Genomic DNA, 23,055 nt, shown 5'->3' on the forward strand with positions numbered 1-23,055 from the left:
CTTAAAAAAGTGTGTTTATTTGGTAGTATCGCCTTTTTTATCATTTGTTTTTGGTACCAAATGTTGCAGGTCCGGATCATTTTTAATTCGCTCGATTTCATCCGACACTATACCAATAATATCCTGTTTGATTTGTTTGTAGTTGGCTTCAATTTCAGCCTTCATCATATCTTCTCCCTGCTCATTTACAAAAGAAAGTATCTCCGGGATTTTCTGATACGTTTTGGTTTCAGCAGCAACTTTTTCATTATCTACAACAATCTCCGCATGAAAAATCTTTTGCTCGATACGTTCATCAAAATTATCCGAAACGGCACCTACAAACATTCCCTGTGTCAGGGTAGAGATTTTGGAAGCCGGTATAAGGCTTTCTAATTGTGTGGAAATGGAAGTTGATTTATCATTCCGATTGATCGTCATACTTTGACGTCGCTGCAATATTTTACCAAAACGTTCCGACAGGCTTTTTGCAGTTTCACCTACAACCTGTCCGCTAAAAATATTCCCTACAGTATTTTGAATTACTTTACTCTCCTTATCCCCATAATCTCTTGTCAATTGTGAATAATCCTGAAACCCCAAACATACAGCTACCTTATTGCTACGTGCAGTGGCAATCAGATTGTCCAGCCCGCGAAAATATATTGTGGGCAATTCGTCTATGATTACCGAACTTTTGAGCTGTCCTTTTTTATTGATGAGTTTTACAATTCTGGAATTGTACAATCCCAGGGCAGCGGAATAAATATTTTGCCTATCGGGATTATTGCCTACACAAAGGATTTTAGGCTCTTTGGGATTATTAATATCCAGCGAAAAATCATCGCCTGTCATCACCCAGTACAACTGCGGCGAAATCATCCTTGACAAGGGAATTTTAGCAGAAGCAATCTGTCCCTGTAACTGGTCTTGAGCGCCTCCCTGCCAGGCATCCATAAATGGGGAAAGATAATTTTCCAATTCGGAATAGGTGGTCAGGATTGTAAAGACGTCTGCATATTTTTTGTTGAGCAGTTCAATCGCGTGAGGAAAAGTACAATACTTTCCATTATCATAAATCTTCAAAAACCAAATGATAGCTGCCAGAAGGATAATTGGGCTTTCAACAAAAAAATCACCCTGCTTCTGTATCCAGGATCGGTTTAGATTCAGCATAATGGTATAGGCAGATTCATAGGCATCGGATATGTCGGTCATAAAATCGGGATTGATAGGATTGCATCTGTGGCTTTTTCTCGGATCATCAAAATTGATTACGTAAAACTTTGGTTTAACTTTGTATTTGTCGGTGTGTTTCAATAGATGGTTGTAAGCAATGGTAGAAAGGTCATCAAACTTGAAATCATAGATATACATTGAAAAACCTTTTTCGATTTGTTGTTTAATGTAATTGTTTACAATGGCATAGGATTTACCGGAACCGGGTGTACCTAATACGATAGTCGCTCGGAAAGGATTTACAATATTGATCCAACCATTGTGCTGTTTTTTTTGATACCAGAATTTAGTTGGCAGATTGACAGAATACTCATTTTGCATCAACTGGGTTTCCTGCATGAAACTTTCATTTTCAGTGTTAAAGACATCATCCATAAGGCTATTTTTGAGTAACCTGCTCATCCATACACCTGCCATCAGCAGGGCGATATACCCCAGACTCAAGGTGAAAACATATAAAAATGTGGCCATTTCTACAGGCAATCTGAGTAATGGAGTATTGAGAAAGAAAAAAACAAAACCTATTGTGAGCGCTATATAGATTTTTCTCCAGGTTATCTTTTCGTTTTTCACTCCCTTACTGCCCAAACAACTTAATGCCAGAAGAACCAAAGCAAATAGTTTCGTATACAACGTATGCGAAAACAGCCCAGCCGTTCGCTGAAAGTTGCTCAATATTTTATCAATAATAGATAATGTCCATTGTTCTTCTTTGAAGAACTCGTAACAAAACCAATAGCAGTGCATCAGTACTAATAAAATACTTACGGCACGCATAAACTCCATAATCTTAGCTAATCCCCTTAAGTCATCTTCTCCCTGCATTTTCTAATTATTAAATGTTCGGGCGTGAATTTAAAGAGTGTGCAGCGTGGCTATAAAAATGTGGTAGGCATTGGAGGTGCGTGGCAGTGTTTGGCGTTAAGTGGTTCCAATCAGATTTAGATTTTACAACTATTTTTTTATTAAATTTATAATCATTAAAAATGACTTTGGGTTATCTGATCAATTTGAGTAATCAACATTATAAAGAGGAATAGTATGAATTGGAATAATCCTGATGCTTATCCGGGAGAAAGTGAAGATGAATATATAGCTCGGAAAAGAGGAGAAAGTCAATCTGCCACAGGAATAATGTTTGTGGTCGTTGAGGTTTTTATTTTCGTCTTAAAAATAGCTGCTATTTTTGGCGTGTTCTTTTATACCGGATTTTTATTGTCGAAAAAGTTGTGGGGAGAAGAAACCAACAAATTCAAAATTTGGGGTTTCTCCATATTATTTACTTATCTTATTTTCTGCATCATTTATTTCTTTAAAGGTACTATCATCGGATTGCAGGCAAACAACCGGAAGTTATGGATATTACCGTGGGTAATCTGTGTGTTATTATGCTGTATTGTTCCTTCATTTATAGTAAAATCATTGGTTGTTGGTATGTTCAATCCGACAGAAAGACAGGGTATATTGTGTATAGGGTTTAGTTGGGGAGCATTAATACTTTTTTCATTATACATCTATGGTATTTATCAGTTCAAGACACCAACTGCTACGAAGGTTTTGTATTGGAGCTATGCTTGGGGATTGAAAGTATCTTCATAATCGGGAGTTCATAATGAACAACAAAACCTATTGACCTCTCTTACGTTTCTTTTTCTTCTTCATCTTATTGGCAAAATCCTGTTCTTGGTAATCTTCTCCCTGAGCTTCCGGCAATAACCCACCAAAACCTTCTATACTGCTATGGATATCGTCAGATTGCATAGGACCATGATTACTTAGAAAATCAAATAAATCGTGAGGTTTGTCAGTTGGTAAACTTTCGGATACTGTTTTGGTTAAAATTGTCTCTGTATTCTCAGTGTTTTTGACTTCCGGTTGTAGCCCATTATTCCACCAGTCATTGAATACATTGGCTGAGAATTCTTTTCTCAAACGCGAACCATTCCATACCGTTTTGGAATTGTGGTCAATGAATGTAATTCCATAAATACGTCCGGTATCATTTCTGCGAATAATCACATTAATGCCTTTTTCAGTCAGCTGTTTTTTAAAGTCCAGTTCGTCAGTGGTCGATCGCAGAGTCGTTTCAATTGCTTTCCTGATGGATAGTTTCGCATCACTTTCTTTAAGTGCTTCTTTGGATGCTATAAAATGATTTTGAAGCTCAATGTATCCTGCGCTTTTTCCAAAAAGAGATGCTTTAAACGGATTACTTGATTTTTCACCATTTTCATTCAGTGCAAAATAGATCAGCCCTTGTTTAGGCTTCCCGTGCAGCTCTCCCTTGACTTCTTCTGACGTAATATTGAACAGGGACAACAAAGCATTGTATTCGCCCAAACTTTGGAACTGATAGTGTTTGGGCAGATACCGTACCACCGAAGCGATCTGGCCTTTAATGTCATTGGTTTTATAATTCACCGGGCGGAATGCTTTCTCGTTTTGTTTGTTCACTGCATCTGTTGCGCAGGCTAATCCGTATTTTCGTTCCAGCTCACGACATAAATCCATCGAACGTTTACGCTCATAACTATCTGAAATCTTCCTGCCTTGTTCGTCTATGCAAACCGAAACGATATGAATGTGGGTACGCTCAATATCAGTATGCTTGAACACTACGAAAGGCTGTTCCCCGTATCCCATTTTTTGCATATACTCCTGTGCAATAGCATTAAATTTTTCATCACTGACATTGTCCATTGGATCGGGATTGAGGGAAATATGCAGTACCGTTTTCTCCGTTTTGCGATTTGCCAGCAAATAGGGCTCAAAAGAGTGGAACATTTGAGTAACAGAATAATGACCATCACGCGTTTCCAGTATCTTATGGGTAAAGAGAACCTCTGCATTTTCTTTCTCCACTTTGAGTTGATTATAGGTAAGTACACCTGTCAAATTTTGTCCCCTGCCGATTTTAGCCACCATCTCAGTCGTTTTTTTTAAGATATTTTGTTTCAAATTCTCCTGTAAGCTGTATGATTTGCTGACATAATCCTGCCATTTCAGTTGTATGCTTTTCAAGTTTATAGAGATAAGCGGCTGCTTTTTTCTGCGAAAAATTGCGATAAAGCAGCTTTACAATCTGGTTATAATTCACTCCAACTGAGCGAAACTGACCGTACAGTGTGGTCAGTCGCATATAATAATCCATGGTAGCCTTGTCAACTTTGATGGTCTTAATGGTCTTCTGAAAGATACAGGCAGTGATAAAATGTGCCATTACATTCATTTCTGATTGTTCAAAAAGAGAAAGAAAACGGGCGTTTTCTTTTTCATTCAAACTAATGGAATAACGAAATACAGCAGGATCCTTTTTAGGATTTCGTCCTGATTTCCTTAGTTGTCTGTTATTGCTTTGGTCCATAAAAATCCAGTTATAAAATTATAAACATCGACTTCGGAGGATGTTTTTCAGCCCCCAGCGGGGCAAGTTGTTTTGAGCAGCGGAATTCATTTCGAGCAGCTCAAAACACAACTTGCTCCTTTCGGGTGAAAGGAAAATCCGCCCTTTCAGGCGGATTAAAGTTAGCAGGGATAAACGGCTTGACGCCGTTCTGGTTATTACCCACAAATTGATTTGAGCTTTTCATCTGTTCGACTTATCAAAACCTTTACAAAGTAAAGTCCTCAAAATGGAACCATTGCAGTGTGTTTTACTGCCAAAGCGTGCCACCTAATGCCAATGATGGACAGGTTGATATGAGCTGGTATGTATCTGCATTTCTTTGTACCAGCATTCACGCTTAGTCCTATATGCACCACCGTAACTGTGTAGCTACAGAAATACATAGAATGGTAGCTAAGGACTTGAAATCATAGGCATTCAGATCCCTACATGCAAATGCACGAAATTATGCAGGTCAGTACTTGAATAGATTGCTTTCTATGCGCGGACGGACAATTATAAAGAGATACAGATATAAATAGTCGCTGATGTATGAAAATGGGACTGTGTGCAGAAAAGTACATAAGAAGACATACAAATATGTGCAGTGCCATATAGATGATGTCACACATAGGATGGTGTAGATCATTGTAGGTGAATATATAATTAAAAACAGTTATACAAATGAAGACAAAAAACAGAACACTATTTATTGCCTTTTCTTCTCAAAAGGGAGGTGTTGGCAAAAGTACATTTACAGCAATTGCTGCTAGTATCTTACACTACCGGCTCGGCTATAATGTAGCCGTATTTGATTGTGACTTTCCACAATACAGTTTGATAAAAATGCGTACTCGTGATAAGGCTACAGTCATGGAAAACGATGTATTCAAACGGATGGCTTATAAGCAGTTCACAACCATCAACAAAAAGGCTTATCCTGTTATGAAGCATAAAGCAGAAGGTCTGCTGGAAGATGCACATGACTTCGCAGAGTCGTCGACAGTGCCCATTGATGTTATCTTTTTTGACCTTCCAGGAACGGTGAATACACCTGGGATTTTAAAAGCTTTGGCAGGAATGCACCATATTTTTACGCCTATTACGGCTGACCGTTTGGTCATGGAAAGTACACTCGTTTTTACGCAGTTGATGACGGACGTTATCATGAAAAAGGGAGAAACATCTATAGAAAATATCAGCCTATTCTGGAATCAGGTGGATGGGCGTGAACGCTCACCGCTCTATGACATCTACAACGAACTCATCAGCGATCTCGGATTAACCCTTATGCAATCCCAAATCATGAACAGCATGCGTTTTCGCAAGGAAAGTGAAGCCGATGCCAAGACCGTATTTCGTTCAACCCTACTGCCTCCGGATGAACGGCTGATGAAAGCCTGTCGACTAGACCAGTTTATGGCTGAGTTTTTAAGAACAATTCAATTATAATTCTATGCAAAAAGATGATAAGGAAAAAGTTATACCTGAAATCGACGAAGAACTGATGATGGCTATAATGGAGGATGGCGTGAAAAAGGAAGGCATGCAAATTCCCCGTGAACAAGCGAAAGAGCCAGAACAAGAAAAACTGGTAATCAAAGAGCGAAGCAAGGTGAAAAAGATAAATGAAACGGATTACGAAAAAATATTTTTCAAGAGAGCTGAAACCAATGCCCGAAATGGAAAATCGGTATACATACGTCCTGATTTTCACGAAAAGATGTCCCGTATCGTACAGGTTATCGGTGAAGATAAAATAACCATTTATGCCTATCTGGATAATTTGTTAGAGTACCATTTTCAAGAGTTTGGAGAACAGATTACTAAGAGTTATAATGATAAGCATAAACCAATTTTTTAGCCATGGAAATAGTGATTGTTATATGCCTGTTGATCGTAATTGTCCTTTTATCAAAGGACAAGATCACCATAAAAAAGGCGGTTTCAAAACAAGAAAAGCCACCATTCGTAAATCCCAATCTGCCTGAAATAATGGGTATTCCCAAACCAACGAGAAACCTTTCAGTGCCAAGTAGAGCCTCTAAAAGCCTAAACGAAGAGTCGGTAAAGGAGATTGATAATTTTGAATCAGAAATCGAAGAAAACGATTTTGACATAGAAATTCCGCAGGAAGAACTGGACAATATTTTCAGAAACATGCCTGATTTTGAGGAAGAGGAAGAAGAATGGAACAGGTATGGAATATCTGGTGAGGATTACGGTTTTGCCCAAGGGGTTACCTTTGAAGAACTAAGCTCCGTGGGGTTGCTGCTGCAAAAAGAAAAATTGGAGCCATCTCAAAAGGAAACAGCGGTTGCTATTGTTCAGAAAACACAGGGAACCGAATTATTCAGCTTGCTGGAAAATTCCATGGAAAGTGCCTCTCGTAAGATAGCCGAGCTATTAGACGGGAGTCTTTCTTCTGAAACGGATACCGGTTCTTCCACTTTGCGGAAAAATGATTTGGAAGATTTTGACATTGGGGAGTTTGTCTGAAAAGACATCTTCCCATTGTCTTTTAATATAGAATAATTATGAAAGAAAAAAGAGCGTTACCAACGATTAATATCGAGGCAACAGAGTTCCTTGTCGATGTAAACAAATTGGAGTTGTCGGAAAAAAGCAATCCAAAGAATATCATATCGATTTTTCACATGCGGGATTTGGGAGACGGTTATGAGTTCTCCTATGGTTTACAAGAAAAGAATATTCCACACCTGTTTTCCAGCAATAAAAAAATAACAGTAACGATACCGGAATTGGTTAAGCTTGACCCGGAGGGCATGGCAGCAAAGTATAACATTACCGATGTTACCAGCAAGTCTGATTTTGATCTAATGGTTGATCAGGATGCGCTTCAAAAACGTATCCGGTTAGGCCACCTTCCAACGGTTGATATTGCCAGACATACGTTTTACGCAGATGCGAGGATAGACCTGCTGAGACCGAAGGACGATTATACGACTATGGGTATCCGTTTCTCAGAAATTGACCATTATTTCGATGAAGAGAAAAACTGCTACATTATTCCATACAATCCCACGACACATGAGTTTCAGGAACTGGATTATGATAACATCACGGAATATCCGAAAGAACTGTTAGCAATAGAATTTCCCCATGAATATAAACTCGATCCCATAGGTTGGAACAGGCGAAACGGATTTGATGAAACCCAAAATTTAAAAAGAATAGGTTTGAAGCTTCAGTTTAAAGCGCGGACAATTCCCTGGAATGAAACCGGCATCGATGAAACTATAAAAGAAAACCTGAAAAGGTTACAGTCCAAAAAAATGAAACCTGGACAATCACAGTCAACTCCTGATAATCCTACGAAAAAAAAAGGTCGAAAAATGTAGGACAATATTAAATGATAATAGAGCGTCAAACATTCCTTGTTTGACGCTTTTTTTATGCATATCCTCTATACGAAATGCCGCTTTCAGCCAAAGAATTCCACTTACTGCCACTTTGTTACAATGCTTCTATTTCCATAACATCTTTGTTCCGAAAGCCCGCAGAGTGCGGAAAAACAATAACAATTAATTTGTTTAACGATGGAAAAACAAAGAAAAAAAGTCCTGCTGGCAACAGTAGTAATGCTGACAGGCTACGGTGCGTTGGCCCAAGGAAACGGTACAGCCGGTATCAATGAAGCAACCCAGATGGTGACATCTTATTTCGATCCCGCCACACAGCTTATCTACGCCATTGGAGCAGTGGTTGGCCTCATCGGTGGAGTTAAAGTGTATAACAAATTCAGCAGCGGAGATCCCGATACCAGTAAGACCGCTGCAAGCTGGTTTGGTGCGTGTATCTTCCTGATTGTAGCGGCTACCATTCTCCGTTCATTCTTCCTTTAAAAATTGATATATGAACAATTACAATATCAATAAAGGTATCGGAAGAACAGTAGAATTTAAAGGGCTCAAGGCACAATACCTGTTCATCTTCGCTGGCGGATTGCTCGGAACACTTATCCTGGTCATGATACTTTATATGGCAGGGGTCAATTCCTATATCTGTCTTTTTCTTGGAGCCGGCGGCGCTTCGCTGATCGTATGGCAGACCTTCTCGCTGAACAAAAAATATGGAGAACATGGACTGATGAAAGTCGGTGCAAGAAAAAGGCATCCCCATTACATCATCTGCCGCAAGCCTGTACATCGCTACCTAAAATTCAACCCTAAATCCAGTGTCGTATGAGAAATGCAGCAAAGATCACAACACTGGAAAGCAAGTTCCCATTACTTGCGGTAGAGAACAATTGTATCCTGTCAAAAGATGCGGACATTACCGCCTGCTTTCAGGTGCATTTGCCGGAACTGTTCACGGTAGCTTCCGCCGAATACGAAGCTATTCATTCCGCTTGGCATAAAGCCATCAAGACCCTGCCTGATTTTACGGTGGTACACAAACAGGATTGGTACATCAAAGAGAGCTACGCACCTGATATGACAGAAGACGACCAGAGTTTTTTGGCAAAGTCCTACCAACGCCATTTCAACGAGCGCCCGTTCCTGAATCATTACTGCTACCTGTTCCTGACCAAGACCACCAAAGAAAGAATGCGTATGCAGAGCAATTTCTCATCGCTTTGCAAAGGTTCGCTTATACCAAAGGAAATCAGAGACAAAGAAGCGATCCATCGCTTTATGGAAGCGGTGGCACAATTTGAGCGCATCGTTAACGATAGCGGATTTGTCAAACTGCAGCGCCTGAGCGAAGAAGACATCATCGGTGCAGAAGGAAAACAAGGATTACTGGAACAGTATTTAACGCTATCAAGGGAAGCCGGAACACCAATGCAGGACATCGCACTCGGAGGCGAAGAGGTACGTATCGGAAACAAAAGGCTATGCCTGCACACCTTATCCGACACGGACGACCTGCCCGGAACGGTATCGGCAGATACCCGTTACGAAAAACTATCTACCGACCGCAGCGACTGCCGTTTGTCGTTTGCTGCTCCTGTGGGATTGCTGCTCAGCTGCAATCATATTTACAACCAATACCTGTTTTTGGATAACAGTGATGAGAGCCTGCAAAAGTTTGAAAAGTCCGCACGAAACATGCACTCACTGGCCCGTTACAGCCGTGCCAACCAGATTAACAAGGAATGGATTGAGCGTTACCTGAACGAAGCCCATTCTTTTGGGCTGTCGTCCATCAGGGCGCACTTTAATATCATGGCATGGTCGGAAGATCCCGGCGAACTCAAACAGATAAAGAATGACAGCGGGAGCGCACTCGCTCTAATGGAATGCAAGCCCCGCCACAACACTATCGATACAGCTACGCTGTATTGGGCAGGAATGCCCGGCAATGCCGGGGATTTCCCAAGAGAGGAAAGCTTTTACACGTTCATTGAACCGGCTTTGTGCTTCTTTACTGAAGAAACCAACTACCACAATTCACCATCGCCTTTTGGCATCAAGATGGCAGACAGGCTCACAGGCAAACCCATCCATCTGGACATTTCAGACTTGCCCATGAAACGAGGTATCATCACCAACCGGAACAAGTTTATACTCGGTCCTTCGGGCAGCGGTAAATCTTTTTTTACCAACCACATGGTCCGGCAGTATTATGAGCAGGGCGCACACGTCCTGCTTGTAGATACCGGTAACTCGTATCAGGGATTGTGCGAACTCATCAAAGGTAAAACCAAAGGCGAAGACGGCGTCTATTTTACTTATACCGAAGACAACCCGATTGCCTTTAACCCTTTCTATACCGATGACGGTGTGTTTGACATTGAAAAGAGAGAAAGCGTCAAAACCCTGATACTCACCTTATGGAAACGAGATGATGAACCACCAACCCGTTCCGAAGAGGTGGCATTGTCCAATGCGGTAAGCGGTTATATCGAACGTATCAAACAAAGTGACGTATATCCTTCTTTCAATGGTTTTTATGAATACGTTCAGGGCGATTACCGCAAGGTACTGGAAGAAAAACAGGTAAGGGAAAAAGACTTTGATATTGCCAATTTCCTCAATGTACTCGAACCGTATTACAAAGGTGGCGAGTATGATTACCTGCTCAATTCCGATAAGCAGTTAGACCTGCTTTCCAAACGCTTTATCGTGTTTGAAATTGATGCGATTAAAGACCACAAAATCCTCTTTCCAATTGTGACCATCATCATTATGGAGGTGTTCATTAATAAGATGCGCAGGCTCAAAGGTATCCGTAAGCTCATCCTTATTGAAGAGGCTTGGAAAGCCATCGCCAAAGAAGGAATGGCGGAATATATTAAGTACCTCTTTAAAACGGTCAGGAAGTTTTTCGGTGAAGCCATTGTGGTCACGCAGGAAGTGGACGACATCATACAGTCGCCCATTGTCAAGGAAAGTATCATCAACAATTCCGATTGTAAAATCCTGCTCGACCAGCGCAAATACATGAACAAGTTTGATGATATACAGACAATGCTGGGTCTGACTGATAAGGAGAAGGCACAAGTACTTTCTATTAATATGAACAATGATCCTTCACGGCTCTATAAGGAAGTATGGATAGGCTTGGGCGGTACACACTCTGCGGTATATGCCACAGAAGTTAGTCTCGAGGAGTATCTCGCCTATACCACCGAAGAAACTGAGAAAATGGAAGTGATGCAGCTTGCTTCCGAACTGGACGGCAATGTAGAACTCGCCATCAAGCACATCGCTATCAAGCGGTGTGATAAAGCAGATCAATAATGATTACTAATTTAAAAACGAAGAACAATGAAAAAATTAATGTTACTGGTGTGTACGGCAATAATGCTTGCCGCCACACCTTCAGCGAAAGCTCAATTTGTAGTTACCGATCCGGCAAATTTGGCTTCAGGGATTCTCAACAGTGCCAATGAAATCATACAGACTTCATCCACGGTATCCAATGTTATTAAAAATTTCAAGGAAGTGGAAAAGGTATATAAACAGGGCAAAGAATATTACGACAAGTTGCAGGCGGTAAACAATCTGGTAAAAGATGCACGCAAAGTACAGCAGACTGTACTGCTGGTGGGCGATGTGTCGGAAATATATGTACAGAATTTTGGCAAGATGATGAATGATCCCAACTTTTCTGCCCAGGAATTGGCAGCTATTGCCAATGGCTATTCAGCACTGCTCAATGAGAGTACCGAGCTGCTGAAAGAACTCAAACAGATTGTAAGCTCATCAGGCCTTTCCCTGAATGACAAAGAGCGCATGGATATTATTGACCGTGTTTACAAAGAAGTGAAAGAATACCACAGCCTGGTACGCTACTATACCAACAAGAATATCTCCATAAGCATCCTGAGGGCAAAGAAGCAGAACAATACCAAAAGAGTACTGGAACTCTATGGAACCCCAAACCAAAAATACTGGTAAGCTATGGAATTTAATAATCTTCACGAAGTCCTGCGCTCCCTGTATGATGAGATGCTGCCACTGTCCGCCGATATGGCGGCAGTGTCCAAAGGTCTGGCTGGTCTGGGAGCCTTGTTCTATGTAGCCATTAAGGTATGGCAGGCACTCAGCCGGGCAGAGCCGATTGATATGTACCCTTTACTGCGCCCGTTTGCATTAGGCCTTTGCATTATGTTTTTCCCGACCGTGGTACTGGGAACCATCAATGCGGTTCTAAGCCCCGTAGTTACAGGAACCCATTCCATACTCGAAGACCAGGTGCTTGACCTGAACGATTTACAGGCAAAAAAAGACCGGCTGGATCGGGAAGCGATGCTTCGCAATCCTGAAACTGCCTATTTGGTGTCGAACGAAGAATTTGACAAAAAACTGGAAGAATTGGGCTGGTCGCCCGCCGATGTTGGCACAATGGCAGGAATGTATATGGACAGACAGGCTTACAAGATAGAGAAAGCAATAAAGGAATGGTTTCGCAATTTGCTGGAAATACTTTTTCAGGCAGCCGCTTTGGTCATTGATACCATACGGACATTTTTCCTGATAGTCCTGTCCATACTCGGGCCAATAGCCTTTGCCATATCAGTATGGGACGGCTTTCAATCCACGCTTACACAGTGGCTCACCCGATATGTCAGCGTGTATTTATGGCTTCCGGTAGCAGACCTGTTCAGCTCGATGCTTGCCAAAATCCAATCCCTGATTATAGAGCGGGATATTGAAATGCTTGCCGATCCCACTTTCATCCCAGATACTTCAAACACTGTGTATATCATCTTTATGATTATAGGCATTGTGGGCTACTTCACCATTCCGACCGTAACAGGCTGGATTATTCAGGCCGGCGGGGCAGGAAACTTTACCCGTAATGTCAACCAGACCGCCATGAAATCCGGGAATATAGCCGGGGCCGGAACCGGTTCCGCAGTGGGTAATATCGGTGGCAGGCTAGTGAACAAGTAAACAATTAATCACTCAGGAAAATGGAATTTAAAACGCTAAGAAATATAGAAAACAGTTTCAGGCAGATCAGATTATACGCTATTGTGTTTGCTGTACTCTGTACAGGGGTCACAGGATATGCCGTATGGCATTCCTACCGTTTTGCGGAACAGCAACGGCAGAAGATCTATGTCCTGGACAATGGCAAATCATTGATGCTGGCACTCGCGCAGGATGCATCCATCAACCGTCCGGTGGAAGCCCGGGAACACGTAAGACGTTTTCACGAACTGTTCTTTACGCTCGCTCCCGACAAGAACGCCATTGAAAGCAATATGAAACGGGCGTTCAATATCGCCGATAAAAGTGCCTTCGATTATTACAAGGACCTTTCGGAAAAAGGGTATTTCAACCGCATCATATCGGGCAATGTACAGCAGCGCATCGAAATAGACAGTGTGGTCTGCAATTTCGATACCTATCCCTATGCTGTACGCACCTATGCCAAACAGTTCATCATCCGTTCCAGCAACGTGACAAAACGTAATCTGGTTACGTCCTGTTTTCTAGTAAACTCCGTTCGTTCGGACAATAACCCGCAAGGCTTCAATATCGAAAAGTTCGCAGTGACGGAGAACAAGGATATTGAGGTCATCGAACGCTAAAAAAATGCCGTATGAAAAATTTAAGAACAAATATGAACGAGTGGTTTGACAGGTTGGACCAGCGCTGGCAGGCGCTTCCTGTAAGGAAACAACACAGCTATACACTGTGCTTTTTTACAGGGTATCTGCTGCTTACCATAGGGGTCATTTTTAAAGTAGGACTCGATACGACAAGATCCGATAATGACATGGTGATAAAGCATATTGAAAACCCTGTCGGTAAAAAGAAAGAAAGTCCTGCAACGATACAGGACACTTTGATAACAATTCTAAAAAATAAGATTTATGAAGGAAAATGAAAAAAAGGTCAGCATTCTTGTTGAGGAAGGCGGCCAAAACAAAACATCCAATCTACCCGATGATGAAAAAAGCAAGAAGGAACGGCTTAAAAAGCCACTGATATTCGTTTTAATGGGCATCGTGTTTTTAGGCTGTATGTATCTGATATTTAAACCGTCTTCCGAGAAAAAGGAAATCGAAAACATCGGACTGAACGATGCCGTTCCGGAGGCGAGCGATGCAGGAATGCAGGCAGACAAGCAAAAGGCCTACGAACAGGACATGCTGGAACAGAAAGAACAGGAAAAACGTAACGCTCTTACCACACTGTCCGACTATTGGAATGAGGACCGCTCATCCGATGACGCAACAGAGGCAGCAGCTGATGAAGAAGACCCAGGCAGTGGAACTGGCGGCAGCACTGGAAAACCCGGCAATCCGGCACTAAACAGCTATCGCAACGCACAAAGCACACTGAGTTCTTTCTATCAGGACGATAATGGCGAAACACAGGAACTCCGCAGGCAATTGGACGAGCTGAAAGAAAAACTGGCTGAAAAGGAAGTGCCTGCCGGTATAACCGCAGATGACCAACTGGCTTTGATGGAGAAATCCTATCAGATGGCTGCAAAGTACCTTCCTTCAGGAACAAATACCAGCGAAGGTGCAAACAGCAACAGTAGTACTGTTACTCCTGGGACTACGCAGAAGGAATATTTTGCCCCATTCACCCCGGCAGGAAAAAGTGTTGTATCAGTGCTGTACCGTGAACCCATTGACAGTATCTTTTTGGCCGACTGGAGCCAAACCAGAAACCGCAGTTTTTATACAGCAGGTACGGTGCAGCAAGTGATACAGCCAAAAAACAGCATCAAAGCCTGTGTACAGGAAACACAGACCATTATCGGCGAAAGCATGGTACAGCTGCGTTTATTGGAGCCTGCTAAAACACCTAACCGTATAATTCCGAAGGGCACAATCTTAACGGCTAATACTAAGATTCAGGCAGGACGTTTACAGTTAAAGGTTACTTCCATAGAACTGGAGGGCAATATCATCCCGGTGGATATCACCATTTATGACCTAGACGGTCAGCAAGGTTTGTTAGTGCCGTATTCACCGGAAATGAATGCCCTTACCGAAATGGCTGGCAATATGAGCCAGACTTCGGGAACAAGCCTCATGCTGACCCAATCGGCAGGACAGCAAATAGCCGCAGAGATGAGCAAAGGAGTGGTTCAGGGAATCTCGGGGTACTTCTCCAAAAAAGTAAGGACACCGAAAGTCACCCTAAAGGCAGGGCATCAACTGTTCCTGGTTTCTAAAAAATAATAGTAAACTTAAAATCAATTAAACAATGAAAAATCATTTTAAAACCTTTTGGGCTTTTGCCCTGATGATCGGCTCCTTCGTACCGGCTATGGCACAGGATACTGTAAAATCGCCACTTGCTTTGGGCAAGATAGAACCGTACCAAATGGAAGTTACTTACGACAAGACTTCCCATCTGATTTTCCCGACCGCTATCCGTTATGTGGATCTCGGAAGCGAATACCTGATTGCAGGAAAAGCTGATGATGCGGAAAATGTGCTGCGTATAAAAGCCTCGGTAAAGCAGTTTGAACCCGAAACCAATTTTTCGGTGATTACCAACGACGGCCGCTTTTACAGCTTCAATGTGTATTACAGTTCCTGTCCACAGACGTTGAGCTATGACCTGCAGACTATGCAAAAAACGGTGGATAAGGCCAGCGGAAACGATGTGCTTTTTGAGGAGTTGGGAAACAACCCGCCATCTCTGGCAGGTCTGTTACTGGAAACGATCTACAAAAAGGACAAGCACATTGTAAAGCATATCGGCGCTAAAAGTTTCGGCATACAGTTTATCCTGAAAGGCATTTACATCCACAACGGAAAATACTATTTCCATACGGAACTTGCCAACCGCACCAATGTCCCTTTCCAGATTGATTTTATCAATTTCAAGGTGGTGGACAAAAAGTTAGCCAAACGTACCGTAGTACAAGAAAGACCAATGATACCACTTCGTACTTACAAGCCGCTGGATGAGATTTGCGGGAAAACAATCGAACAAAATGTGTTCCTGCTGGACCAGTTTACCATTGCCGATGACAAGGTATTGTTGATCGAAATTTTCGAGAAGAACGGTGGCAGGCACCAAACACTTCAGGTGGAAAATTCGGATTTGATAAGAGCCCGATTGATTAAGGATATGCACCTGAAAATATAGTAACCCCAATAAAAAAAAACAATAAATGAAAAAGTATCTATTGGCGGTGCTGTTTGTAGTAACAAACAGCATCATGGTGCAGGCACAGCGAATGCTGCCCAAACAAAAAGGGCTGGAAATCAACACAGGAACCTTATCCAGCGATAGTCCCGGCAGGAATTATTACCTCAGCATAGGGCTGACTGTAAATGGCAGAAACGGTAATTACCGGTTATGGGCATTGGAATATACCCATCAATATTCAACATACAAAGAGCTGAGAATACCACAGGAAACGTTCAGTATGGAAGGTGGCTACAGTTTTTACCTGTTTGGAGATATACGGAAAAATATTTCCCTAAATGCAGCCATCACCGGGCTTATCGGTTATGAAACCATCAATCGTGGAAATGACATACTATATGATGGTGCAAAGATTCTCAATGAAGAGAACTTTATCTACGGTGCGGGAGGAAAACTGTCCCTGGAAACCTATCTATCCGATCATTTTGTATTGCTGGTTCAGGCAAGGGCAAAAGTATTCTGGGGAACATCACTAGAACAGCTTCGACCGTCTGCAAGTGTTGGTTTACGATATAACTTTTAAAAACAGCAATTATGAAACAATTAATCAATTACAATAGTGAACGGTTCGCAGCATGTATTAAATATCTATGTCTATTTTTTGCAATATTGATAAGCGCATGCCTCCTTTCTTCATGCGATAAGGAAGATTTGAAAATCCAAAAAGGTTTTCCATTTGATGTTGTGGCAATGCCGGTTCCTGACGAGATTGCTAATGGTCAAACAATTGAAATAAGACTTGCAATTCAAAGGGCTGAGAATTATAACGGGACTCAATATTATATCCGCTATTTTCAATATGATGGTCAAGGTACACTGCAATACTTCAATGAGCTGCCTTATCTCCCCAATGATTTGTATCCATTACCAGCTGAGCAGTTTAGACTGTATTATACTTCACAGTCTAGTGTGACACAATCTTTCGAGGTATGGATTTCAGATAACTTTGGTAATGAGAAGCAATTGAGTTTTCAGTTGAACAGCAGCGATTGATAAAATCATTGACGATTCATATAAAGTAAATTGACCTGCTAAAATACGGCAGGTCAATTTTTTACGATTTATTTTTTAGGTTTTAAATCTTTAATTTAACTTCTTTAATTCCTTCTTTTTTTAATACTAAAACAGAAAATTATGGACTATACATTACTGATAATGGGAATTCTGGCGCTGTCAATAGGACTTTTTTTATGGTATTGGATCGGTAAAAGGCAGTTCAACAGACGTAATCCTAATGGTGTTGAAGGCTTTACAAGCTACGAAAAAGCAGTATTGATTCGTTTTTTGGAACGAATCGGCCGCTGGCTGGCTTTTATATTAATTATAGCTGGACTAGTGTTCTTATGGGGTTATTCCAGAGAAAAAAAGAAGATTGAGCAGGAGGCTATAACTGATAAGCAATTGATGAATGAAAAATAAACAGAAAAGATTGGTTTCAGTTTCAAGATTTTCAGTTTCATTAAATGATAAATTTCAATTCATTGATAGCAACAGTACAACTGTTGCAAGAAGTAGCACAACCGCATTTAGAATGACTGCACTTTCCTCCACAACCTTCGTGGTTATTCGTTTTGGAATGATTGCCGTTTTTGCAACAATCATCTTTATCCATTTTTGAGGAAGTCTCTTTTGAAGAAGAATGTTTCGATGAATTATTTTCACAGGCAAAAAAACTACTTGGAATCAGTAAGAAACCAAATAATACGATTACTAAAATGTGAAATTTATTCATTTGTACTTTAATTTTAATCAAATAAAATCAAATCATATTGATTGATTGCTAATGGATTGTTAAAATGTAGTTTTAGCAATTGAAAAAGGTGTTTGAATTTTAGAAACAAACACCTTTAAGTTTAATCTCATTTGGTTTAATTCTCCGAAGCTCCGCTTCGGTAAAGGAAAGTTTGAAAACCTAGGTTTTTCATAAAACTAAAAATATATTTTCTATTAATACCTCGATGGCTCTGCCCAGAGGCAGTTTATTATCTCTAAAACTTCATTCTCTGAATTCTGACAGCGTTTAAAATCGCCAATAAAGCAACTCCGACATCGGCAAAAACGGCTTCCCACATGGTCGCTAAACCACCTGCACCGAGTACCAAAACAATCCCTTTAACCACAAATGCCAAAGTGATGTTTTGCCAGACAATTTTCTTAGTTTGTTTTCCAATGTTTATTGCTATGAATATTTTATGAGGTTGGTCGTTTTGAATCACAATGTCAGCAGTTTCAATTGTTGCATCACTTCCTATACCGCCCATTGCAATACCGGCATCGGCAAGGGCTACAACCGGCGTATCGTTTACCCCATCACCCACAAAGGCAATTCTTAGGTTTTGCTTTTTAAGCTCTTCCACTTTTTCCACTTTGTTTTCGGGTAACAAATCGCCAAAAGCCTGATCGATGTTTAGTTCTTTGGCAATTGCTGAAACTACTGCCTGTTTATCGCCTGAAAGCTTTACAGTTTTGATATTGAACTTGTGTAAACTTTGTATGGCTTCTTTAGCATCTTCTTTAATTTCATCGGCAATTAGAAAATAACCTGCATATTTTTGATTGATTGCAATAACGATTATTGTGACTATTACCTGAACGGTAGCCATTAGATCAAGGAAATTTGACCCTTTGAATAAAATTCCATTTTTACTTGCTGCTCCAATACCACCGAAATAGCCTAATGGAATGGAAATTACCAACGCACAAGGACAAGAAATTACCAGGAAAATTAATGCCCTGTACAACCAGTCATTAAAATCGTAGTTTTCGACAAATAGCACTGGAAGTAAACAAATCGCCATTGCCAGAAATACAACTACTGGCGTATAGATTTTGGCAAATTTTCTAATGAATAATTCAGTCGGTGTTTTTTGGGTGTTGCATCTTGCACCATTTCGAGAATTTTAGATAATTTACTATCGGTGTAGGCCGTTTCAATTAATTCAAACTATTAAATGCATTTAAAAAAAATAAATTTTAGAAGGTCAAAATTTAGAGAATAAAAAATACAGTATTAAGTTTTTTAATTGACTTTTTCATGAAACAACCGTCAGAAATACAACTCCTTATTTCATCCAAATATTTTTTCGTAATCCAGCCAGTATCTATCTAATTGATTCTTTTATACTTATATTTTCTTAAAACCACAATATTGAAAGTTTTGAATTGTATCAAATGGTGTTCTATGATTTTCGGTAAAACATTTTACGGCTTCAAATTGAGAACTAAAAGTATGTTTCATTGTAGTTTCAGAATATTGTTTTATTTCTAATCCGCTACATTTTAAAGGTCCGTTTTCTGAAAAAGTTCCTAATAAAAAATCACCATTTTTATTGATTGATTTTTCAACAATTGCTATGTATTTACTGGTGCTTTCATCATCTGTCAAGAAATGAAAAACCGCTCTGTCGTGCCAAAAATCAAAGGTTACTGCGGGTTTAAATTCTGTAATATCTGAAACTATCCAATGCACTAAATTGGCTTTTTCACCTAAACGCTTTTTTGCTCTTTCTAATGCGAATTCTGATATGTCTAAAACCCATATATTCTGAAAACCTTTGTCTAATAACGCATCTACTAGATTGCTATCGCCACCACCAATATCAATGATATTGGCAGTTTTTGATAGATTTAAATTTTCTAAATAATTCATTGCAATTTTTGGATACTTTTGTGTCCAACTTACTTCATTTGGTGCTTTTGTGGCAAAAACATTTTCCCAATGTGATTTTTTATTTTCCATTTTTTTAATGTATCCTGTTTTTTGTTATTCTTCTACATTTTTCATTTTCATCAAAAGTGCATAAGCTCCTTTGATAACAATTCTTTCGTCTTTTAAATCGTCTGAAAGAATTTCTGTAAACCCATTTTCAGCTGTTCCAATTCTAATTTCTTTCATTTCAAATTGTTTGTTTTGTTTGGCAACAAAAATATAATTCTTGTTTTCATAATTCACTATAGCATCAGATGGCAATACATTTGATTGCTGACTTTTTAATTCTATTTCGGCATTCATATACATTCCTGGTAAAAGTGCTTTGTCGTAATTTGTAAAATGGCAATGCATTTCAGTGCTTCTGTTTTCGGAAAAATCCTTACCTATTAAAATAATTTTGCCAAGATATTTTTTTTCAGGATTGGTATTTGTATAGGATATAACTGATTGGCCAATAGTCAATTTATTGATGTCTTTTTCAAAAACGGTCAATGCCAAATGAATATCCGAAGGATTAACAATCTCAAATAAAATATCGCTTGGGTTTACATATTTGCCTGTGTTTACATTTACTTTAGAAATATAACCGCTTATTGGCGAATATACATTAATACTTTTTGAAATTGTTTTTGCCGATACATTGTTTGGGTTTATTCCCGCGAATTTCAATTTTTCTCCATACGATTGCACCATTACTGAAAGCGAATTGTATTCGGCTTGTGCTTGTTGATAGACTTTATCACTACTTGCTTTACTTTGGTTGAGTTCTTTTTGTCTTTCGAATTCGGCTTTTGCGTACCCTATTTTTGCTTTCGCCAAAAGGTAATCTTCCTGCAGTTGAATGTATTGCTGGTCTTCTACGACGCACAAAACTTGTCCTTTGGTTACATACATTCCCTCTAAAAGTTTGGTGTATTTTAAATAACCACCCATCGGCACACTTATGGAAACTAAATTTTGAGGCGGCACATCTATTTTTCCATTTAACTTTAAGGTAGATGAAATTTCTTTTTGCTCGATTTTCCCAGTTTCAATACCTGCATTTTTTATTTGTGCATCGGTAAGTGTTGTCGTGTTTTCGATAGTTGGAGTGGCTTCTGCTTCGCTTTCTGTTTTCTTATCTCCACATGAAGAAAGGAATACTATTGCCATTATTGTAATGATTGTATTTTTACTCATGATAGTATTTTTATTTAGGTGTTTGTGAATCTGCGATTTCATTTTATTTATTTTGAATATTAAGATAGTGTTTGTTATTTAAAATTTCATTGCCATTGCTAATCGGTCAGGCATCAATCTTAACGCGAAGGAGTTTTATGGAATTAATAAAGACTAAAGTGTCAGGAAGCAAATGAATAGCTGCTGCTTCAATCGGTCCAATTATTTTAAGCAAGACAAGGGTAATTCCAATTACATGAACGACACCAACCCCTACAAAAATATTTTCACGAATAGTTCGATAGGCTCTTTTACTGATAGCACGTGCCTTGGCGATTTTTTCCAACTTATCCTGCATCAGAACGATATCAGCTGCTTCCATAGCTGCTTCGGTTCCCATAGCACCCATTGCTATACCTATATTTGCCTGGACTAAAGCAGGCGCATCATTAATGCCGTCGCCCACCATTGCAATCTTAGAACCGTCTTTTTGCAGTTCTTTTATGATATTGATTTTGTCTTCGGGCAATAAATTGGCTCTGAAATCGGTAATTCCTATCTGATTGGCAACGTGCTTGGCAGTTTCAGGATTATCACCGGTAAGCATAATTATGTTTTGAATTCCACTTTTTCTTAAACCTTCAATCATTTCTTTTGCACCTTCACGTATCGCATCGGATATATAAAAGATACCCGTCAATTTATTATCTACAGAAAGATGAATAGCAGTATCGGTAATACTTTCTGAGGATTTCGACACAGGTACTTTACTTTCTTCCATAAAGAGCTTGTTCCCTAATAAAACCAATTTACCATCTATTTTTGCGGAAACACCCCGTCCTTTTACCACCTCGAAATTTTCAGGCTCGCCATAGGTAAGTTTTAATTGATCCGCATAGCTTAAGATTGCTTTTGCTAATGGATGGCTGGAACGTCGGTCTACAGTAGCAGCCAATTGTACCAATTGTTGCTCATTATAATTAGTGTCTATTATTTCAACTTTGTTCACCGTAGGACTTCCGATCGTTAATGTGCCTGTTTTATCAAAAACAATGGTAGTAACTTTAGCAAGTTCTTCTAAGAATAAACCTCCTTTTATCAAAATACCTTCTCTGGCAGCACGTGCAATGGCGGAAATGGTTACAAGCGGAGTTGCTAATCCCAATTCAGCAGGTGAAGTAAAAATCAGCAATGCAATAACCAATTTAACGTCACGGGTAAAAAAGTAAACTGCACCAACAAAAATAAATACCACCGGAATAAGCCACGCCGCTACTTTATCAGTGAATTTTTCAATAGGCGCTCGTTGACTTTCTGCATCTTCGACTAATGAAATAATACGCGAAAAAACGGTGTCTAATCCTGCTTTTGTCATTTCTATATCGAGCGCACCTAATTCCAGTATGGTTCCGGCAAATGCTTCACTTCCAACTGTTTTTTCTTGCGGAACACTTTCTCCCGTTATTGGTGCCTGATTAACGGAACCAGATCCGCCAATTACTTTACCATCAACAGGGATTTTTTCTCCGGCTTTTACCAGAACAATATCACCTATTTTTAAATCCGTTATTTGTACTATGGATTCCTGATTATCTTTTTTTACTATTGCCGTTTTTGGAACTGAACCAATCAACTCTTTAATAGACGATCTTGCTTTTTCTGTACTTGCACTTGCAATATATTCTGCGATAAGAATAATCATAAGCACAACAGCACCAGCCAAATATTCTTTACCAATAACAGAAACAATTACCGCTATGGCTATAAATAATTCTGTCCCAATTTTTTTTTCTTTTATTATATCCAATACAGCAGTTTTCACTAATGAAAAAAGCCCAAAAGCCATTGCGACTATCAAAATGGGCAATGGAATAACATCGAAATAAAATAATAAACAGGCTATGCCCACTGTTATTATCCGCACAATTTCCCAAAGGAACTGTCGCGAAAAAAATGTTTGTGTAAAATTCATAATT

At 39.8% G+C, this 23,055-nt stretch carries 24 protein-coding genes and 1 pseudogene; 17 read left to right on the forward strand and 8 right to left on the reverse strand.

The genetic code is table 11. The features are described from left to right. Positions 1-15 precede the first annotated feature (15 nt). Positions 16-2,043: a conjugal transfer protein MobC gene (gene mobC / locus ACNQGH_RS13405; protein WP_417956517.1), complete on the reverse strand. Its 2,028-nt coding sequence runs from the start codon at positions 2,041-2,043 to the stop codon at positions 16-18. Positions 2,044-2,259: 216 nt separating this feature from the next. Here mobC and ACNQGH_RS13410 point away from each other — a divergent pair, with 216 nt between their 5' ends. Next, positions 2,260-2,817 carry a hypothetical protein gene (locus ACNQGH_RS13410; RefSeq protein ID WP_417956518.1) on the forward strand — a complete coding sequence of 186 codons (558 nt, stop codon included), beginning with the start codon at positions 2,260-2,262 and terminating at the stop codon, positions 2,815-2,817. A 27-nt stretch (positions 2,818-2,844) separates the two neighbouring features. Here ACNQGH_RS13410 and mobB read toward each other — a convergent pair whose 3' ends face one another. Together mobB and mobA are read right to left on the reverse strand one after the other, a co-directional pair. Next, complete coding sequence (gene mobB, locus ACNQGH_RS13415; protein ID WP_417956519.1) at positions 2,845-4,143, reverse strand: conjugal transfer protein MobB; 1,299 nt, start codon at positions 4,141-4,143, stop codon at positions 2,845-2,847. Position 4,144: 1 nt separating this feature from the next. Next, on the reverse strand, positions 4,145-4,582 hold the full coding sequence (mobA, locus tag ACNQGH_RS13420) for a conjugal transfer protein MobA (protein WP_417956520.1): 438 nt from the start codon (positions 4,580-4,582) through the stop codon (positions 4,145-4,147). A gap of 705 nt (positions 4,583-5,287) precedes the next feature. Here mobA and ACNQGH_RS13425 point away from each other — a divergent pair. The 16 genes from ACNQGH_RS13425 (at position 5,288) to ACNQGH_RS13500 (ending at position 17,628) form a co-directional block, all read left to right on the forward strand. Then, entirely contained in the window at positions 5,288-6,055 is a 768-nt protein-coding gene (locus ACNQGH_RS13425) for a ParA family protein (protein WP_417956521.1), read from the forward strand. Positions 6,056-6,059: 4 nt separating this feature from the next. Continuing rightward, positions 6,060-6,467, forward strand: a complete 408-nt coding sequence (locus ACNQGH_RS13430; RefSeq protein WP_417956522.1) for a DUF3408 domain-containing protein — start codon at positions 6,060-6,062, stop codon at positions 6,465-6,467. Between the two features lie 2 nt (positions 6,468-6,469). Then, positions 6,470-7,102, forward strand: a complete 633-nt coding sequence (locus ACNQGH_RS13435) for a conjugal transfer protein TraD (protein WP_417956523.1) — start codon at positions 6,470-6,472, stop codon at positions 7,100-7,102. Between the two features lie 38 nt (positions 7,103-7,140). Further along, positions 7,141-7,965 (forward strand): hypothetical protein, encoded by an 825-nt coding sequence (locus ACNQGH_RS13440; RefSeq protein ID WP_417956524.1) that lies wholly within the window; start codon positions 7,141-7,143, stop codon positions 7,963-7,965. 198 nt (positions 7,966-8,163) lie between these two features. Further along, positions 8,164-8,469 carry a DUF4134 domain-containing protein gene (locus ACNQGH_RS13445; RefSeq protein WP_417956525.1) on the forward strand — a complete coding sequence of 102 codons (306 nt, stop codon included), beginning with the start codon at positions 8,164-8,166 and terminating at the stop codon, positions 8,467-8,469. A gap of 10 nt (positions 8,470-8,479) precedes the next feature. Continuing rightward, positions 8,480-8,812 (forward strand): DUF4133 domain-containing protein, encoded by a 333-nt coding sequence (locus ACNQGH_RS13450; RefSeq protein WP_417956526.1) that lies wholly within the window; start codon positions 8,480-8,482, stop codon positions 8,810-8,812. Next, positions 8,809-11,313 carry a TraG family conjugative transposon ATPase gene (locus ACNQGH_RS13455; protein WP_417956527.1) on the forward strand — a complete coding sequence of 835 codons (2,505 nt, stop codon included), beginning with the start codon at positions 8,809-8,811 and terminating at the stop codon, positions 11,311-11,313. Before ACNQGH_RS13450 ends, ACNQGH_RS13455 begins: the two co-directional genes overlap by 4 nt. Positions 11,314-11,340: 27 nt before the next feature. Continuing rightward, positions 11,341-11,973, forward strand: coding sequence for a DUF4141 domain-containing protein (locus ACNQGH_RS13460; protein ID WP_417956528.1), 633 nt, complete (start codon positions 11,341-11,343; stop codon positions 11,971-11,973). 3 nt (positions 11,974-11,976) lie between these two features. Beyond that, entirely contained in the window at positions 11,977-12,972 is a 996-nt protein-coding gene (gene traJ, locus ACNQGH_RS13465; protein ID WP_417956529.1) for a conjugative transposon protein TraJ, read from the forward strand. Positions 12,973-12,992: 20 nt separating this feature from the next. After that, positions 12,993-13,616, forward strand: coding sequence for a conjugative transposon protein TraK (gene traK / locus ACNQGH_RS13470; protein ID WP_417956530.1), 624 nt, complete (start codon positions 12,993-12,995; stop codon positions 13,614-13,616). 11 nt (positions 13,617-13,627) lie between these two features. Continuing rightward, positions 13,628-13,915 (forward strand): nitrogen regulatory IIA protein, encoded by a 288-nt coding sequence (locus ACNQGH_RS13475; protein ID WP_417956531.1) that lies wholly within the window; start codon positions 13,628-13,630, stop codon positions 13,913-13,915. Further along, on the forward strand, positions 13,902-15,227 hold the full coding sequence (gene traM, locus ACNQGH_RS13480) for a conjugative transposon protein TraM (RefSeq protein ID WP_417956532.1): 1,326 nt from the start codon (positions 13,902-13,904) through the stop codon (positions 15,225-15,227). The genes ACNQGH_RS13475 and traM overlap by 14 nt, the downstream gene beginning before the upstream one ends. A gap of 25 nt (positions 15,228-15,252) precedes the next feature. Further along, the gene (gene traN, locus ACNQGH_RS13485) at positions 15,253-16,146 is read left to right on the forward strand and encodes a conjugative transposon protein TraN (protein ID WP_417956533.1); all 894 of its coding nucleotides are present in this window, start codon (positions 15,253-15,255) and stop codon (positions 16,144-16,146) included. A 73-nt stretch (positions 16,147-16,219) separates the two neighbouring features. Next, complete coding sequence (locus tag ACNQGH_RS13490; protein WP_417956534.1) at positions 16,220-16,732, forward strand: conjugal transfer protein TraO; 513 nt, start codon at positions 16,220-16,222, stop codon at positions 16,730-16,732. A gap of 11 nt (positions 16,733-16,743) precedes the next feature. Next, the gene (locus ACNQGH_RS13495) at positions 16,744-17,202 is read left to right on the forward strand and encodes a DUF3872 domain-containing protein (RefSeq protein ID WP_417956535.1); all 459 of its coding nucleotides are present in this window, start codon (positions 16,744-16,746) and stop codon (positions 17,200-17,202) included. Between the two features lie 141 nt (positions 17,203-17,343). Next, the gene (locus ACNQGH_RS13500) at positions 17,344-17,628 is read left to right on the forward strand and encodes a molybdenum ABC transporter permease (protein ID WP_417956536.1); all 285 of its coding nucleotides are present in this window, start codon (positions 17,344-17,346) and stop codon (positions 17,626-17,628) included. Between the two features lie 40 nt (positions 17,629-17,668). On the opposite strand, the gene ACNQGH_RS13505 is transcribed toward ACNQGH_RS13500, so the two are convergent. The 5 genes and pseudogenes from ACNQGH_RS13505 to ACNQGH_RS13525 all read right to left on the reverse strand — a co-directional run bounded on the left by ACNQGH_RS13505 (position 17,669) and on the right by ACNQGH_RS13525 (position 23,051). After that, complete coding sequence (locus tag ACNQGH_RS13505; RefSeq protein WP_417956537.1) at positions 17,669-17,941, reverse strand: hypothetical protein; 273 nt, start codon at positions 17,939-17,941, stop codon at positions 17,669-17,671. 256 nt (positions 17,942-18,197) lie between these two features. Further along, positions 18,198-19,144, reverse strand: a pseudogene (locus tag ACNQGH_RS13510) (HAD-IC family P-type ATPase); the annotation flags it as partial. A gap of 189 nt (positions 19,145-19,333) precedes the next feature. Continuing rightward, the gene (locus ACNQGH_RS13515) at positions 19,334-19,948 is read right to left on the reverse strand and encodes a class I SAM-dependent methyltransferase (protein ID WP_417956538.1); all 615 of its coding nucleotides are present in this window, start codon (positions 19,946-19,948) and stop codon (positions 19,334-19,336) included. Positions 19,949-19,972: 24 nt separating this feature from the next. Further along, the gene (locus ACNQGH_RS13520) at positions 19,973-21,100 is read right to left on the reverse strand and encodes an efflux RND transporter periplasmic adaptor subunit (RefSeq protein ID WP_417956539.1); all 1,128 of its coding nucleotides are present in this window, start codon (positions 21,098-21,100) and stop codon (positions 19,973-19,975) included. 106 nt (positions 21,101-21,206) lie between these two features. Beyond that, positions 21,207-23,051: a heavy metal translocating P-type ATPase gene (locus tag ACNQGH_RS13525; RefSeq protein WP_417956540.1), complete on the reverse strand. Its 1,845-nt coding sequence runs from the start codon at positions 23,049-23,051 to the stop codon at positions 21,207-21,209. Positions 23,052-23,055: the final 4 nt, after the last annotated feature.

It is taken from the genome of Flavobacterium kochi (assembly GCF_048286715.1).
Taxonomy (GTDB): domain Bacteria; phylum Bacteroidota; class Bacteroidia; order Flavobacteriales; family Flavobacteriaceae; genus Flavobacterium.

What these genes read in the sequence shown, in the direction of transcription:
- mobC (WP_417956517.1), bottom strand. Translation starts at nt 2,043, where the DNA reads ATGCAGGGAGAAGATGACTTAAGGGGATTAGCTAAGATTATGGAGTTT.
- ACNQGH_RS13410 (WP_417956518.1), top strand. Translation starts at nt 2,260, where the DNA reads ATGAATTGGAATAATCCTGATGCTTATCCGGGAGAAAGTGAAGATGAA.
- mobB (WP_417956519.1), bottom strand. Translation starts at nt 4,143, where the DNA reads ATGGTGGCTAAAATCGGCAGGGGACAAAATTTGACAGGTGTACTTACC.
- mobA (WP_417956520.1), bottom strand. Translation starts at nt 4,582, where the DNA reads ATGGACCAAAGCAATAACAGACAACTAAGGAAATCAGGACGAAATCCT.
- ACNQGH_RS13425 (WP_417956521.1), top strand. Translation starts at nt 5,288, where the DNA reads ATGAAGACAAAAAACAGAACACTATTTATTGCCTTTTCTTCTCAAAAG.
- ACNQGH_RS13430 (WP_417956522.1), top strand. Translation starts at nt 6,060, where the DNA reads ATGCAAAAAGATGATAAGGAAAAAGTTATACCTGAAATCGACGAAGAA.
- ACNQGH_RS13435 (WP_417956523.1), top strand. Translation starts at nt 6,470, where the DNA reads ATGGAAATAGTGATTGTTATATGCCTGTTGATCGTAATTGTCCTTTTA.
- ACNQGH_RS13440 (WP_417956524.1), top strand. Translation starts at nt 7,141, where the DNA reads ATGAAAGAAAAAAGAGCGTTACCAACGATTAATATCGAGGCAACAGAG.
- ACNQGH_RS13445 (WP_417956525.1), top strand. Translation starts at nt 8,164, where the DNA reads ATGGAAAAACAAAGAAAAAAAGTCCTGCTGGCAACAGTAGTAATGCTG.
- ACNQGH_RS13450 (WP_417956526.1), top strand. Translation starts at nt 8,480, where the DNA reads ATGAACAATTACAATATCAATAAAGGTATCGGAAGAACAGTAGAATTT.
- ACNQGH_RS13455 (WP_417956527.1), top strand. Translation starts at nt 8,809, where the DNA reads ATGAGAAATGCAGCAAAGATCACAACACTGGAAAGCAAGTTCCCATTA.
- ACNQGH_RS13460 (WP_417956528.1), top strand. Translation starts at nt 11,341, where the DNA reads ATGAAAAAATTAATGTTACTGGTGTGTACGGCAATAATGCTTGCCGCC.
- traJ (WP_417956529.1), top strand. Translation starts at nt 11,977, where the DNA reads ATGGAATTTAATAATCTTCACGAAGTCCTGCGCTCCCTGTATGATGAG.
- traK (WP_417956530.1), top strand. Translation starts at nt 12,993, where the DNA reads ATGGAATTTAAAACGCTAAGAAATATAGAAAACAGTTTCAGGCAGATC.
- ACNQGH_RS13475 (WP_417956531.1), top strand. Translation starts at nt 13,628, where the DNA reads ATGAAAAATTTAAGAACAAATATGAACGAGTGGTTTGACAGGTTGGAC.
- traM (WP_417956532.1), top strand. Translation starts at nt 13,902, where the DNA reads ATGAAGGAAAATGAAAAAAAGGTCAGCATTCTTGTTGAGGAAGGCGGC.
- traN (WP_417956533.1), top strand. Translation starts at nt 15,253, where the DNA reads ATGAAAAATCATTTTAAAACCTTTTGGGCTTTTGCCCTGATGATCGGC.
- ACNQGH_RS13490 (WP_417956534.1), top strand. Translation starts at nt 16,220, where the DNA reads ATGGTGCAGGCACAGCGAATGCTGCCCAAACAAAAAGGGCTGGAAATC.
- ACNQGH_RS13495 (WP_417956535.1), top strand. Translation starts at nt 16,744, where the DNA reads ATGAAACAATTAATCAATTACAATAGTGAACGGTTCGCAGCATGTATT.
- ACNQGH_RS13500 (WP_417956536.1), top strand. Translation starts at nt 17,344, where the DNA reads ATGGACTATACATTACTGATAATGGGAATTCTGGCGCTGTCAATAGGA.
- ACNQGH_RS13505 (WP_417956537.1), bottom strand. Translation starts at nt 17,941, where the DNA reads ATGAATAAATTTCACATTTTAGTAATCGTATTATTTGGTTTCTTACTG.
- ACNQGH_RS13515 (WP_417956538.1), bottom strand. Translation starts at nt 19,948, where the DNA reads ATGGAAAATAAAAAATCACATTGGGAAAATGTTTTTGCCACAAAAGCA.
- ACNQGH_RS13520 (WP_417956539.1), bottom strand. Translation starts at nt 21,100, where the DNA reads ATGAGTAAAAATACAATCATTACAATAATGGCAATAGTATTCCTTTCT.
- ACNQGH_RS13525 (WP_417956540.1), bottom strand. Translation starts at nt 23,051, where the DNA reads ATGAATTTTACACAAACATTTTTTTCGCGACAGTTCCTTTGGGAAATT.